This window comes from Micromonospora sp. NBC_01796, assembly GCF_035917455.1.
Lineage (GTDB): Bacteria > Actinomycetota > Actinomycetes > Mycobacteriales > Micromonosporaceae > Micromonospora_G.
In genome coordinates, this window is record NZ_CP109078.1 from 2,252,466 (window position 1) to 2,265,342 (window position 12,877).

The 12,877-nt window shown below is 66.4% G+C and carries 16 protein-coding genes; 12 read left to right on the plus strand and 4 right to left on the minus strand.

All coding sequences use genetic code 11. The features are described 5' to 3' along the window. Positions 1-26 precede the first annotated feature (26 nt). Entirely contained in the window at positions 27-896 is an 870-nt protein-coding gene (locus OIE47_RS10270) for a helix-turn-helix domain-containing protein (RefSeq protein WP_326561261.1), read from the plus strand. Next, on the plus strand, positions 893-1,345 hold the full coding sequence (locus tag OIE47_RS10275; RefSeq protein ID WP_326561262.1) for a VOC family protein: 453 nt from the start codon (positions 893-895) through the stop codon (positions 1,343-1,345). The genes OIE47_RS10270 and OIE47_RS10275 overlap by 4 nt, the downstream gene beginning before the upstream one ends. 64 nt (positions 1,346-1,409) lie before the next feature. On the opposite strand, the gene OIE47_RS10280 is transcribed toward OIE47_RS10275, so the two are convergent. The 3 genes from OIE47_RS10280 to OIE47_RS10290 form a co-directional block, all read right to left on the minus strand. Beyond that, entirely contained in the window at positions 1,410-1,814 is a 405-nt protein-coding gene (locus OIE47_RS10280) for a G5 domain-containing protein (RefSeq protein ID WP_326561263.1), read from the minus strand. A gap of 649 nt (positions 1,815-2,463) precedes the next feature. Beyond that, positions 2,464-3,096, minus strand: a complete 633-nt coding sequence (locus OIE47_RS10285) for a hemerythrin domain-containing protein (protein ID WP_326561264.1) — start codon at positions 3,094-3,096, stop codon at positions 2,464-2,466. A gap of 299 nt (positions 3,097-3,395) precedes the next feature. After that, a complete protein-coding gene (locus tag OIE47_RS10290; protein ID WP_326561265.1) occupies positions 3,396-5,486 on the minus strand; it encodes a hypothetical protein in 2,091 nt (696 codons plus the stop codon). A gap of 267 nt (positions 5,487-5,753) precedes the next feature. Between OIE47_RS10290 and OIE47_RS10295 the strand changes: the two genes are divergently transcribed. From OIE47_RS10295 to OIE47_RS10335, 9 genes are all read left to right on the plus strand, one after another. Further along, the gene (locus OIE47_RS10295) at positions 5,754-6,635 is read left to right on the plus strand and encodes a helix-turn-helix domain-containing protein (protein WP_326561266.1); all 882 of its coding nucleotides are present in this window, start codon (positions 5,754-5,756) and stop codon (positions 6,633-6,635) included. After that, positions 6,628-6,831, plus strand: coding sequence for a DUF397 domain-containing protein (locus OIE47_RS10300; protein ID WP_326561267.1), 204 nt, complete (start codon positions 6,628-6,630; stop codon positions 6,829-6,831). Before OIE47_RS10295 ends, OIE47_RS10300 begins: the two co-directional genes overlap by 8 nt. A gap of 269 nt (positions 6,832-7,100) precedes the next feature. Further along, entirely contained in the window at positions 7,101-7,526 is a 426-nt protein-coding gene (locus tag OIE47_RS10305) for a hypothetical protein (protein WP_326561268.1), read from the plus strand. A gap of 161 nt (positions 7,527-7,687) precedes the next feature. Further along, entirely contained in the window at positions 7,688-7,954 is a 267-nt protein-coding gene (locus OIE47_RS10310; RefSeq protein WP_326561269.1) for a hypothetical protein, read from the plus strand. A gap of 102 nt (positions 7,955-8,056) precedes the next feature. Beyond that, positions 8,057-8,863, plus strand: a complete 807-nt coding sequence (locus tag OIE47_RS10315) for a hypothetical protein (RefSeq protein ID WP_326561270.1) — start codon at positions 8,057-8,059, stop codon at positions 8,861-8,863. 290 nt (positions 8,864-9,153) lie between these two features. Beyond that, positions 9,154-9,417, plus strand: coding sequence for a hypothetical protein (locus tag OIE47_RS10320; RefSeq protein ID WP_326561271.1), 264 nt, complete (start codon positions 9,154-9,156; stop codon positions 9,415-9,417). A 15-nt stretch (positions 9,418-9,432) separates the two neighbouring features. Continuing rightward, positions 9,433-9,693: a hypothetical protein gene (locus OIE47_RS10325; protein WP_326561272.1), complete on the plus strand. Its 261-nt coding sequence runs from the start codon at positions 9,433-9,435 to the stop codon at positions 9,691-9,693. Continuing rightward, positions 9,690-10,346, plus strand: a complete 657-nt coding sequence (locus tag OIE47_RS10330; RefSeq protein WP_326561273.1) for a hypothetical protein — start codon at positions 9,690-9,692, stop codon at positions 10,344-10,346. The genes OIE47_RS10325 and OIE47_RS10330 overlap by 4 nt, the downstream gene beginning before the upstream one ends. After that, positions 10,330-10,758 carry a hypothetical protein gene (locus OIE47_RS10335; protein ID WP_326561274.1) on the plus strand — a complete coding sequence of 143 codons (429 nt, stop codon included), beginning with the start codon at positions 10,330-10,332 and terminating at the stop codon, positions 10,756-10,758. Before OIE47_RS10330 ends, OIE47_RS10335 begins: the two co-directional genes overlap by 17 nt. Positions 10,759-10,809: 51 nt before the next feature. Here OIE47_RS10335 and OIE47_RS10340 read toward each other — a convergent pair whose 3' ends face one another. Then, the gene (locus OIE47_RS10340) at positions 10,810-11,217 is read right to left on the minus strand and encodes a nucleotide pyrophosphohydrolase (protein ID WP_326561275.1); all 408 of its coding nucleotides are present in this window, start codon (positions 11,215-11,217) and stop codon (positions 10,810-10,812) included. 329 nt (positions 11,218-11,546) lie between these two features. On the opposite strand from OIE47_RS10340, the gene OIE47_RS10345 reads away from it, so the two are divergent. Beyond that, positions 11,547-12,851: a family 16 glycosylhydrolase gene (locus OIE47_RS10345; RefSeq protein ID WP_326561276.1), complete on the plus strand. Its 1,305-nt coding sequence runs from the start codon at positions 11,547-11,549 to the stop codon at positions 12,849-12,851. The last annotated feature ends 26 nt before the right edge of the window (positions 12,852-12,877 follow it).

A 12,877-nucleotide genomic window follows, 5' to 3' on the forward strand; every position in this document is an offset into this window, starting at 1 on the left:
CAGGGGTTCTGTGGCACAGTGACGAGATGAGTCAGGCTGGGCCGCTCTCGGACTTCGTCCAGTGGCGTCCGGCGCCGCCGCTGCGGCCGTACGTCGCCTGGTACAGCGGGTACCGGCAGGCCGGGGTGGAGCCGGCACGCCACCGGGGCCTGCCGTCGCCGTACCTGACGATGATCGTGACGTTGGACGATCCGCTGGTGGTGGCCGCGCATCCCGATCCGAAGACACCCGCCGGCCGGTACGGCACCCTCGTCGGCGGCCTGCACACCGCCCCGGCGATCATCACGCACGACGGTCGGCAGTCGGGGGTGCAACTCGCCCTGTCGCCGCTCGGCGCCCGTACGCTGCTCGGCCTGCCGGCCGGTGAACTCGCCAACGCGGATCTCGACGGTACGGACGTACTCGGGCGGTTCGCGGTCCGGCTGCAGGAGCGACTGCTGGCGGGCGACGGCTGGGCCGACCGGTTCGCCACCCTGGACTCGCTGCTGCTCGCCCGGCTCGATCGGGCACGGGCCGTCCGTCCCGAGGTGGCCTGGGCCTGGCGACGCCTCGGTGCCACCGACGGCAGCGTCCCGGTGACCGAACTGGCCCGCGAGGTCGGGTGGAGCACCCGCCACCTGGGCCAGCGCTTCCGGGACGAGATCGGGCTCAGCCCCAAGGTCGCCGCCCGGGTGGTGCGCTTCGACCGTACGCGTCGGGTGTTGTTGCGCCGGGCCGCGAACGGCGAACCGCTCGCGCTGGCCGACGTGGCCACGGCCGGCGGCTACTACGACCAGGCACATCTGGCCCGCGAGTTCCGCGAGTTCGCCGGCTGTGCGCCGAGCCGGTGGCTGGCAGAGGAGTTCCGAAACGTCCAAGTCATGGACAGTGGCGACCCGGAAGACTTCGAGTCATGACTGACGAAACGCCATCGGCCAAGACTGACGATGTGCCACCTCCACCGCCGCAGGTCTGGCCCAGCCTCACCGCCCGCGACGCGCTCGGGCTGATCAGGTTCCTGGTGACCGCCTTCGGGTTCGAGGAAACCGCCGTCCACGCCGACGGGGACCGGGTCGACCACGCCGAACTCGCCTGGCCGCTCGGCGGCGGCATCATGCTCGGCACCGACCGCGGCACCGCCGACGACGCCTGGAAACTGTCACCGGGCACCTTCGGCGCGTACGTCGTCACCGACGACCCGGACGCGCTCTTTGCGCGAGCCACCGCAGCCGGCGCCAAGGTCGTACGGGACCTCCACGACACCGACTACGGCTCGCGCGACTTCATCGTGCTCGACCCGGAGGGAAACCACTGGTCGTTCGGCACCTACCGAGGCGCACCCCGGAGGCCGTCGAGCCAGGACTGACCCGGATAAGGGATGTCCGGCGCCCCCATGGATTGAGAGGCACCGGACGCCTTCGACCGCAAGGTCAGTCGTCGCAGCCGTACCCGTCGTTGTCCCGGTCGAGGTCGTAGATGTCACTGCCGATCACCCTCACCGGGCCGGTGACGTACGCGGGTCCGTTTCCGCTTCCACCCGCGCAGTCCACATCGCTGGCGATCGGTACGCATCCGCTGTAGTTCGGGTCGCATTTGCTCGCCGCCTTGGTGCCGACGGCGACCACCTGCGTCACCGGCGCCTTGGTGACCACTTCGCGGACCAACTTCCTGCCGGTCTGCTTTCCGTCGGTTGTGGTCACCTCGTAGGTGAGCGTCTTCACTCCGGCGACGCCCTTGGTCCTCGTTTTCTTGGTGCCCTTCGCGAGGGACGCGTCGTTCACCGTCTTGGTGCTGAACGGAATCGACTTCGTCTCGGTGACGGTCTTCTTCACCACCGTGGGCGCCTTCGGCGCTCCTGCGGGAACCGGTGCGACCGGCGCTGCCGGCGGTGCTGTGCTCGCCAACGGCACCGCGGAAGGCGTAGCAGATGGTGTCGCGGATGGCGTGGCACTCGCCGACTCACTCGCGGCGGCGGTCGGACCGGGCAACGCCTCGGACCCGGTCTGTGGGCCGCAAGCCACCAGCAGACCGACCACAGCGAAAGCAACTATCCAACGGGTCGGTCGAATAGCGCGTCGAGCGCCGAACGGCCGGAGGACTCGCGAATCCCGCACCATCTCACTCCCAGCTGATACCGATTGAAGTCATGCACCGCACTTGACGTGTAGCAGTCTGACGACAAGCAGTAGTTACGCACACCGGCCGAGGGTGCGGTCGCCGGAAACAATCTGGTAATGAGCATCGCCGGAAGGCCGATGACCGTTTGCGCGATCAACCACCGCCCGACAGGCGTCGCTTGTGGATGTTGCCGACCGGAATGGATGGCCGCTTTTCCGCGACGCCTACGCGGGCGTCTTCGTGATTCAGACCTGAGAGTTGATGCGAAGCTGATCGGCGCCGGGTAATGGGGCCGCAGCACCAACAGCTCAATACACGCGTGCCCCCGACCATGGACGGGGGCACGATTTGTCGGCGGCTGCCGGATCAGCGTGAGGCCACGCGGTTGGGGGTGGAAGTGCCGTGGATCCGCTTGGCGTACGAGGCGAACAATCTCGGTGCGAGCGTCGGCATGAGCAGCCGGGGCAGAAGCGGCATCGTTGCGATGATCTCCTTCATGACCTCCGGGTCACCCTCGTACATCGTCATGCCGAAGAGCAGAGGCAGTCGGTTCTTCGGCAGGCCCGCCATCGAATGCTGCCCGAGTTCCTGCCACTCGGCCGCGGTCACGTACTTCTCGGCAAGCGGGAGGATCTGCTGCTCCTCCATGTCCAGGTGCTCGACCAGCGGTCCGTACAACCGCTCGACGGCATCCCCGATCCCGTCCCGGCCCGCGACGGAGGCGGTGCTGCGCCACATCGGGAGGGCTTCGTTGATGTCCGTGATCCCCTTGTCCACCGCCTCGTGCTGGGCCTCGGCGAGGTGGACGATCGGCGCTATCTCGTCGGAACCACGCTCCAGCAGCCTCGGCCACAGCAGTTCGTCCTCGCCGCTGTGGTGGGAGTGCAACAGAGCGCAGAGGAGTTGGATGTGCCCACCGACAAGATCCGCGCGGGCTGTGTCGCCCTCCGCGACAGCCCGGACCAACGACGGTAGCTGACCGAATTCACGCCGAAACACGATATGTACGGTGTACATGTCGCGAACATCGGCCATCTTGACGCTCATGGTTGCTGTTCAGCTCTCTCTGCTCGTTCTGACTCGGACCCGACTTCTACACGGCCGCGGGACGCCGGCGGTCCAGCTTCTGCTCCCGGCCGAGACATGGCTTGTGCTCCCCGCCCGCACCTGATGCCCTACGCCCACAGGGAACGACTGTTCCACAGCATCCACGCCGGGACGAAAAGGGTATTAGTGACTCATCACACAGCGGTCGGGTGCTACCGATCGAGGCCCCCACAACGTCTGAAGCGCTCGGCTCAGTCGCCGGGCGCCTGTCCGGTCGATGATTCCGAGATCACGCCCAACGCCGCAAACGCGGCGATCACGTCCCTCCCGGTGGCCAACGGGCGAAGGTCATCCTGCTCACGCAGATAGACGTGGCATTCGTTCACACCGAAGTGGACGGACACCTGCTCGCCCCCGTGACGCGCGGCCAGCCGACGAATGAGCCGTTCCGGGTCTTCGATTGTCGTCGGCTCGGCACACTGCGGTGCCGGGATCGGCTGGGCAGGGTCGGTCGGCACTTCCTCGGCGAGGGCGGTCTCCAGATATTCGAGGCTGTACGCGACTGCCGCCGCCAGGCTCGGCCGGGTGGGCGGGTCGATGGTGACGGTCGGCGGGTCAGCCGGTGTGAACTCGACGTGCCACGAGATCCCGTGGACGCGGGTCGGGTCAGCGGCGTTGATCCGGTTGTCCCTCAGGGTGACCACGAGACCCAGACCGAGCCCGACAGCAAGCCGGACCAGCTCGGCCAGCGACGGTACGTCCGGCGGGGCGGTGAGCACGAGCAACCGGGCACCGGGATGCCCCCGCCCGGCTCGCGCGACGAACTGGGTCAGCCCGTCCACGTCGCTTCGGTGCAGGGTCACCAGCCCCTCACGCAGATCCTGGTCGACCGGCCAGCCGCCGTCGAGCTCGGTGAGGTCCTCCGGCCGTACGCCGATCCTGCCGGCCTCGGCGTCCAGCCGGTAGCGGTCGGGAAGCTGGACCAGCGGCTTCCCGTTCGGATGGGTGGCGACCTGCGGGCTGGGCACGACCTCGCCCGCCCGCCACCGAAGATGCTCGACCCGCCGACCCAGGTCGGTGATGGTGACGACGACGCCGGAGTGGATCCGGTGGCTGTCCCCGCAGGTATGGCAGGGCAGCGCAAGCGCACGTACGCCCGCACCACCGCAACTGCCGCAGTCGGCGTCGACCGGGCTGCCGCCGAGGGTGCAGAGACAGGCCCGCAACCGGCTGCCGGGATCGCAGTCGGGGCAGGGCGAGTATTCGATCGGCTCGCCGAGCCAGGTCGGCGCGGGCGGCTCCCAACCGCGCTCCAACACCGGCGTCACCCGTCGGACAATCTGACCCGTCTGCTGCTCGCTCAGGCTCTCGACGTGGCCGGTGACCCGCAAACTGGTGTGCCACCACCGCCCGTCGCGCCAGATCGCCTGGGCACCGGGCAGCGTCAGACCGGTGCGCAGGTCGGTGCAGTCGGCAACCACCCGCCGTTCCAACTCGTCCAGGTTGACGTGCGCCCTGACCGGCACGGATTCGCCGGCCTGATGCAGGTAGTGGGCGGGCGCGGTCAACCCTCGGGCGGAGATGCCGCCGATCGCGCGCAGGACGGTGGCGGCGGTGGCCGCGAGGGCCAGGCTGGTCGCGTCCAGCCGGGGCCGCGCCGGCACCCTGGCACCGGGTACGTCGTAACGAATGTTCCAGTAGAGCTGATCCTCGGTCCGGTTGCGCCGCGCCTCCACCACCAGGTCAAGGCAGAGCAGGTCGGCAACCGCGCACAACTCGCCCAACCGCCGCTCCGGGTCGACCGGGGGCGCGGCAATGCTCCGGCCCAGATACAGGTGCCATCCCTCGCCCGCCTGGGCGGCGATCGCCGCTGCCTCCAGTGCCCGCCAACGTTCGAGCGGCAGGTCGGGTCGCCAGTCCCGGGGCAGGGAAACGTCCAGCTCGCCGTCCGGCCTCCCCCATACGTCGGACCAGGTGGCGGCCCCGACCGTGGCGGCCAGCTCGCAGACCAGCGGGCCGAGGCGCAGCCGCCAGCCGCCGCCGATGTCGGGCACGGGAGCCACCGTGCCGGGCTCGACGCTGGTCGAGGCGACCGCACCGGTGTCGACGTTGGCGACGGTGAGCACGATCTGCGCCCGCTGCCGGCCGCGTTGTCCGCAGGTGTGGCAGGCGGTCGCGACCCTGCCCGATCCGCCGCACATCCTGCACTCCCGGTACGCCTCGCGTGGCACCGGATCGTCGGTGACCAGCAGCCGGTTCCCACCGTTGAGGCAACCACACGGCCCCTCGGTGACGGTCGTACCGGCGCACCGGTGGCAGGTGACGACGATCGGCCCGGTCATCGGCGATCACTCGACCATAAACGAGAGACAGGTACGCACACGACAGCATCAACCTTTCGGCGAAGAATTGTTGATCAGCTCGATGGGCGGAACGCGGACCGTATTGATGGTCGCCCTTACAAGCGTCATCTTGTAATGTGCGATACGGGGATCGCAATGAATTCTTCAGTGGAATCCGACCTTGCCCGTTGGCTTATTTTCGCGTAACGGGCAGGCGTTGCAGTGGAGGCGGCGGGATGTTAAAAAATCGAACGGGGGCGTGATCAAATGGCAGAGGACATGGGCTCGACGGTGCCCCGGCGGCAACTCGGCCGGACCCTGCGTCAGCTCCGCACCGAGGCCGGGGTGACCCTGGACGGAGCGGCCGAGACGCTGGAGTGCAGCCGGCAGAAGGTCTGGCGGATCGAGAGTGGACTCGGCTCGGTCCGCTCGCTCGACGTCAAGGCGATGTGCCAGCTCTACGACGCGTCGCCGGAGCTGGTCACCGCCCTGGTCGGACTGGCCGGCGAGACCAAGGCCAAGGGCTGGTGGCACGCGTACGGCGACGCCATCCCCGAGTGGTTCGAGATGTACGTCGGCCTAGAAGCCGCCGCCTCCCGCCTCCGCTTCTTCTACGACGCCATGATCCCGGGCCTACTCCAGACCAGGGACTACGCCCGAGCCGTCTACGACCACCGCACCGAGGTGCGCTACGAGGAACGCGAACGCCTGGTCGACATCCGACTACAACGGCAGTCCCTGCTGACCCGACGCCTTCCGCCAGCTCCCAACCTGGAGGTTGTCATCCACGAGGCCGCGCTGCTGCGGACGGTCGGCAGCCTAGCGGTGATGGCGGAGCAGTTGCTCCACCTGCTTTCGATGAACGACCTGCCCTCCGTCTCGATCCGCGTGCTGCCACTGTCGGCGGGTCTACACCGAGGCGTGGAGGCGGGAACGTTCGTCATGCTGGACTTCCCACCCGGTAACCGGGCCACCCCCGAGCCGCCCATCATCTACAGCGAGTCCTGGACCGGCGCGCTCTATCTCGACCGCCCGGAGGAGGTTGCCGCCTACGAGACCGTCTGGAACGGGCTCAACCATCTCGCCCTGGATGAGGGACAATCGAAGCACTTGATCAACAAAATCATCGGGGAGGTTCACCATGCTTGACCTGACCGGCGCCCGATGGCGCAAAAGCACCCGCAGCGGCAGCAACGGCGGCGAGTGTGTCGAGGTCGCCGACAACCTGACCGACCTCGTCGCCGTACGCGACAGCAAGGACCAGGCCGGACCGGTCCTCGCCTTCCACCCGTACGCCTGGTCCACCTTCGTCTCCAGCGTCAAAGCCGCCACCCGCGCCTCCTGACCCACCCCGTCTCACCCGTGTGCCCCGGCCTCCCAACCGGGGCACACGTCTCTTCCCGGTCCGGCACTGCTCATTTCCGGCGTGGGCTGTGGTCTTCCACTGCCCCCATAGGGGCAACAATCCGCCGCAGCCCGACGTTGGTACGGCAGCCGGGCGGCCTCAACGGGTCGGTTTCGTCGTCCTGGCGGTTGGCGCAGTTGCAGTGGGGATCATGGATCTGTGCAACATGATCAAGAAACGCCACGAAAGGAAGGGAGGAACGAGGGAAGATGAAGATCAAGCCCGAGATGGTCGACTACATCCGCACGATGGTGAAGGGCGATCACGAAGCCAATGACCGGATTGAGGCTGAACTCGATGCGGAAGGGTGGGACAACTTCTCGACCCTGCTCGGCGCTGTCTTCTACTACGCGGTGCACCGACGCCTGAACGCGAAAGCGACTGCTGGCGAGATCATCTTGTTCGTGGCAGAGATGCGCGCCGCCGCTCCAAGTGGATCCCAGATCGACCCGACCGCCGCGGAAGAACTGGTCAGGGCCGCTCTTGACCCCAGCATCGACATCAGCCTCGAACCCCAGATGGTCGGGCGTACCCAAGGCTTGGCGATCCTGCACATCCTCAGCAGCCCCGATGTCACCAATCAGGAACTCGAAACGCTGTTGGGACGTGCCGTAGATGCGTCAAACCAGGCCTGACCGCCACTTCCAGGGCCAAAGCCGTCGTCGGCGCCTCCTAGATCGACCTGTCAGTCACGAGAAGCGTGGCCTTGTTCGAACCCCATCAGAAGAAGGGGTGCACTCCCTCGAACCGCATGGTACTTTGGTACCTGGGTAACCTGACCACCAGGAAGGAAGTCATGGCTACCGCCGTCACGCCGATCAAGGTCGACACACAGACCGATCAACTGATCTCCCATGCCGCACATTTCCTTGGTCGTTCCAAGAAGGATGTCGTTGACATCGCGGTGCGGGAATACATCGAGAATCACCGCACGGAGATCCAGCGCGGGGTTACCCAGGCTTTGCGCCAGCTTGACGGTTCTACCGCGAGCTCTGTCGCACTTCTGACAGGCATGTCCCGTGCTGAACTCGACGAAATTGGCGGATTCTCCGATACAGAGTGAATACCTTTTGAGGATATTCGCTCTACCTTGCCTCTTTCTCATGCCGTAGAGCAGGCACCATCGGTTTTGGCCTCTCATGAATAGCTGGGTTAAGGTCGCCCGGTGACCGAGCCGACTCATTCACCCGTGAGGCCGACCAAACGCTGCCTCCAGGATCTTGAGCTCATCTTTCCTCCGCTCGAACAGTCATTGGAAGCCATACAACATCCCGTCATCGCCAGGGCGCAGCAAGTGCCGCACGAAGTCGTCGCACATGGTGCCGAACGTATTCGTGCGATCCGGGACCTGGTCTGGTTCAAGGTCAAGACTGGGACCTACCGAGGCGCTGTTGTTCAACTGAACCACGCCATGGAATACCGCCCAGAGATTCTGGAGGCAGGAACCTGGTGGTGGATCGGCGCCGCCGGCAGACGACAACAGGACAGCGACGCCGACTTCTATCGGTCGCTGACCAGGGAGGTACAGCGCGAAGGCAAGGGAACCGGCACCACCAGCTCCGCCCATCTACTCCCGGCCGACGTAGATATACGTCGCCTGAGGGCCGAGCTGGCGGTGCGGGTGACCTTGCAAATCAGACAGGTCGTCCGGAAGCTCATCGCCGGCTCGATCCAGAATGGCAAGACGTGGATCGCAACTCTCAGTGGACATAAGATCTCGGCACTAGTGAGAGCGAAGGATGGCGAGGCCTACCTGGCTGTCGCCGCTGAGGGCTTCATGGACCCGAAGATGCTCGCAATCATCCTCAACGCCGTTCCACACCTAGACGCCGACGACTGGCTCCCAGAGCCGGAGGGCATCTTCGGCATCGTCCCTCAACCAGCCCAGATCATCTTTTCGGCGATCATTTCCGCAGCCACACAAACGGCGATCATGGACGAGTTTTCGGACGATCAGGCGCTGGGCCTCTAACCCTGATCGCCGACCAGATGGCTCATCAGTGCCAGCAGGATCGCCAAGGGCGCCAAGATCGCATTTGAGGTCTCCTCGGTCCAACCTGGCCGGTCCGGCCCATGTGCTCGCGACTCCTGCCGAGACATACACGCTCGGAGATGCCCGCCCGTCGATTTCGGGGCTGCGACCGGTTGCCCACTCCCGATAGTGTTCGGTCGACCACGCAAACGTGACACGCACTCAGCTTCGGCACGGCGGCGTTCGGCACGGAGGTCACCCACCACGACGGCGATCCGAAGGGGAGCGGGATGGCCAGCATCGAGGAGGTCAAGGCGGCGCTCATGCAGGCCGCTGAGCAGGGCAACAGCACCGTGAACCAGATCCAGGGCGCGATAACCAGCACCGAACAGCTACTCGCCCGGCTCCGCGCCGTCGCGGCCGGGACCGGTCACCAGACCATCGGCGAGGCCATCGCCCGAGCTGAACAGAGCAAACAACGCCTGACCGAAGCCGCCACCCTGATCCAGGGCAGCGAACAGGCCGCCCGCGCATACATCGGCCTGCTCGGCTGATCGGGAGCCGGAGCGGTGAACATCAGCGAGGTGAAGGCCACCCTCCGCGAGGGCATCCACGCGACGAAGCAGGGGCAGGAAACCTTCGAGCAGGCTGCGAGCAGCGCAACGGATGCAACCGCACGCGCCCTGCAACTCCTGCACGACAGCCGCAACGAAGACGTCGAGAAAGTACGGCAGCTGTTGGACGAGGCGAAGGACGAGGTGAACCCGACCATCAGCCGGTTCAGCGCCGCAGCCGACAGCGCCGACGACTACCTCACCAGTCTCGGATGACAGCCAGCGTCGGCGACGTTGTTGCGCAGCTGCGTGCCGTACTCGAAAGCCTGGACGCCGCAGTTGTCACGGCGCTGCGCGCTCAGGCCGACGCCGACCAGGCCAAGGCCCAATTCACCGAGGCGGCGACCGGCACCGACCACAGCATGATCCGCGCCGCCATCACCGCCAGCCAGGCCGCCAGCGAGAAAGTCGCCCGCTACGCCCGACTCCTGGCCAAGGCAAACGAGAGCCTAACCACCTACCTCAACACCATCGCCCCCGGCTCCGCCCCCACCCACCAAGCTTCCAACTCCGCAACCCCCACCGGTGAGCAGATCATTCAAGGCGCGGAGCAGCGGGCACGTCGGGCCGACCTCGCCTGGCGCAAGCAGGTGCAGAAGGCCGATGATGCCCAGGACTCACTGAAGACCGCGGAGACCAACGCCAAAGACGTGTTCAAGTACCTCAAGCAGCAAACGAACCCGCCAGGCGAATCCTCGACCGGCACCGTTGCGCCCGAGCCGCCGCCCGCCCAGGAGCGTCCCCAGATAGACCATCCGATCACTGCCGCCGTGATGGCAGCTGGGGCATTGGCCGTGGTGGCGAAGTCCATATGGAACCATGGCAAAAATCGACGAGCGAGGAAGCGCGACGATGACGATCAAGCCTGAACTGCCCGAGTACATCCGCACCCTGGTACGCGGCGACCACGACGCGAACGACCGGATCGAAGCGAAGCTCGATGCTGAGGGATGGGGCGGCTTTCCCCGGTTCCTCGCGGCCCTCTTCTTCATCACGGTCGATCGTCGTTTCGGCGAGAGCAGCACACCCGCCGACGTCATCAAGTTTGTCGCTGAACTGCGTGCGGATCTCAGCCAGGGCGGCCCCGACATCGACGCTGAGGCGGCAGAGGCCCTGATCACCTCGATCATCGATCCGTCGGTCGACTACACGATCGATCAATCGATGATTGGCAGGATTCAAGCGGCGACGGTCTACCGGGTCCTAACCCAGGAGGATCTCACCGACACCGACCTTGACGCGGTGCTCGCAGAGGCAGTCGAACTATCCAGTCGACCCTGACGATCATCAGCGTGCGCACCCGGCGTCCCAGCCCACGCTGACGACCGAGGGCTACGACCCGGACGGCTGGTTGGGTGGGACCTTTGCGACCGAGCCGTAGGACCGCTCGACCGTGTAGCGCAGGGCCGAGTCGTCGAGCTTGGCGTGGGCGGCGGCCACGAGGTCGATGTCGAGTACGTCGGCCAGCCGGGTCAGGTAGATCATCACGTCACCGATCTCGGCGCGGATCCGTGCACCGGCCGCCGGATCGTGGGTCATCACCCGCGCCGCCTCGTCCGGGGTGAGCCACTGCAACTCGGCGAGCAGCTCACCGACCTCGCCGGCCAGTGCCATGGACAGGTTCTTCGCGGTGTGGAACTGCTGCCAGTCGCGCTCGGCGACGAACGTCCGCAGCCGCTCGGTCAGCTCCGGCACGGTCGTGCCGCGCTCGTGGGTGGTCTGCGAGGGTTCGATGCTCATGCCACAGCACGATATCGGCGAAATTTTTGAGAAATCTGGGGCGCCGGACCGGGGCGCCGTGATCGATCGGTCGAGCGTTTGTTGCGGGAGCGCTCTCTACCTGGCAATTCAGACCTTTCGCTGGTCTGGCGAGGTCTCTGCCAGCCCGTCCTTCGATCACCTGCCTGGGAGCGCTACCTAGGAGGGAGAGCGCTCTCCGGTCGCCTCCTCGAATTGACAGAGGTGATGATCCGGTTAAGAGTGGGTTGCAAGGGAGCGCTCTCTTCGTCCAGATGACACCAGCCCGTCATGGGTTGATGCCATTCGTCCTACTCCGCGAAGGAGGACTGATGGATCGGGCTCCTACTGCTCCAAGCATTGGTCGGCGGCACGGGATCGCCACGCTGACCGCGTTGGTCGCCCTGCTCGGCGGCTATTTGACCGTCACGCCGGGCGCGGCCAGCGCCGCCGAGGAAGGGCTGCTGTCGTACGGCAAGCCGGCTGTCGCCTCGACCGACCAGAGCGACGTGAACTGCTTCGAGTGCACACCCGACAAGGCGTTCGACCTCGACCCGGCGAGCCGGTGGGCAACCAGTTCCACCACGGGCTGGGTCGACCCAGGTTGGATCTACGTCGACCTCGGTGCCACCGCCACGGTGAACCAGGTGGTCCTCCAGTGGGATCCGGCGTACGCGGCCGCGTACCAGATCCAGGTCTCGCCCGATGCGACCACCTGGACCACGATCTACTCCACCACCACCGGTCGGGGCTTCAAGGAAACGATCAACGCCACCGGCACCGGTCGCTACGTGCGGATGTACGGCACCGCCCGGTCCGGGCCGTACGGCTACTCGCTCTACGAATTCAAGGTGTACGGGACCGGCGGCAACCCGACCGCCCCGCCCGCGCAGCCGGCCGACCCGACGTTCCCGGCCACGGAGCTGGTCTGGAGTGACGAGTTCAACGGTGCCGCCGGCAGCAAGCCGGACCCGGCGAAGTGGACCATCGACCCGGGCACCGGGCAGAACAACGAGGTCCAGTACTACACCGACAACAACAACGCCAACATGGACGGCAACGGCTCGCTCGTCCTGGAAGCGCGGCGCGAAACCGCTGGTGGGCGTGACTACACATCGCACCGGATGAACACCGGCGGCAAGTTCACCGTCCAGTACGGGCGGGTCGAGGCCCGGGTCAAGGTGCCGAAGGGCAACGGGTTGTGGCCGGCCTTCTGGATGATGGGCGCCGACTTCCTCACCGGCCGCCCGTGGCCGTACAACGGTGAGATCGACATCATGGAGGTCCTCGGCCGCAACACCCTGGAGGGCTACTCCACCCTCCACGCACCGCAGTACAACGGCGGTGGCGGCTACGGGCAGAAGTATCCGGCGCCCGGCGGGGTCGACCTGGCCGACGACTTCCACATCTGGTCCGCCGAGTGGGACAGCCGGGGCATCACCTTCAAGCTCGACGGCCAGACGGTCTTCGTGGCGAGCAAGGAGACGGTCGAGGCGACCCGCGGGCCGTGGATCTTCGACCACCCGTTCTACATCATCCTCAACCTGGCCGTCGGCGGCGACTTCCCCGGACCGGTGGACGGCACCACCCCGTTCCCGTCCCGGATGCTCGTCGACTACGTACGCGTCTACCAGTAACCGTCTCTCGCTTCGGGGGCCGGTCA

What these genes read in the sequence shown, in the direction of transcription:
- OIE47_RS10290 (WP_326561265.1), bottom strand. Translation starts at nt 5,486, where the DNA reads ATGACCGGGCCGATCGTCGTCACCTGCCACCGGTGCGCCGGTACGACC.
- OIE47_RS10275 (WP_326561262.1), top strand. Translation starts at nt 893, where the DNA reads ATGACTGACGAAACGCCATCGGCCAAGACTGACGATGTGCCACCTCCA.
- OIE47_RS10310 (WP_326561269.1), top strand. Translation starts at nt 7,688, where the DNA reads ATGGCTACCGCCGTCACGCCGATCAAGGTCGACACACAGACCGATCAA.
- OIE47_RS10340 (WP_326561275.1), bottom strand. Translation starts at nt 11,217, where the DNA reads ATGAGCATCGAACCCTCGCAGACCACCCACGAGCGCGGCACGACCGTG.
- OIE47_RS10270 (WP_326561261.1), top strand. Translation starts at nt 27, where the DNA reads ATGAGTCAGGCTGGGCCGCTCTCGGACTTCGTCCAGTGGCGTCCGGCG.
- OIE47_RS10300 (WP_326561267.1), top strand. Translation starts at nt 6,628, where the DNA reads ATGCTTGACCTGACCGGCGCCCGATGGCGCAAAAGCACCCGCAGCGGC.
- OIE47_RS10335 (WP_326561274.1), top strand. Translation starts at nt 10,330, where the DNA reads ATGACGATCAAGCCTGAACTGCCCGAGTACATCCGCACCCTGGTACGC.
- OIE47_RS10345 (WP_326561276.1), top strand. Translation starts at nt 11,547, where the DNA reads ATGGATCGGGCTCCTACTGCTCCAAGCATTGGTCGGCGGCACGGGATC.
- OIE47_RS10295 (WP_326561266.1), top strand. Translation starts at nt 5,754, where the DNA reads ATGGCAGAGGACATGGGCTCGACGGTGCCCCGGCGGCAACTCGGCCGG.
- OIE47_RS10305 (WP_326561268.1), top strand. Translation starts at nt 7,101, where the DNA reads ATGAAGATCAAGCCCGAGATGGTCGACTACATCCGCACGATGGTGAAG.
- OIE47_RS10330 (WP_326561273.1), top strand. Translation starts at nt 9,690, where the DNA reads ATGACAGCCAGCGTCGGCGACGTTGTTGCGCAGCTGCGTGCCGTACTC.
- OIE47_RS10320 (WP_326561271.1), top strand. Translation starts at nt 9,154, where the DNA reads ATGGCCAGCATCGAGGAGGTCAAGGCGGCGCTCATGCAGGCCGCTGAG.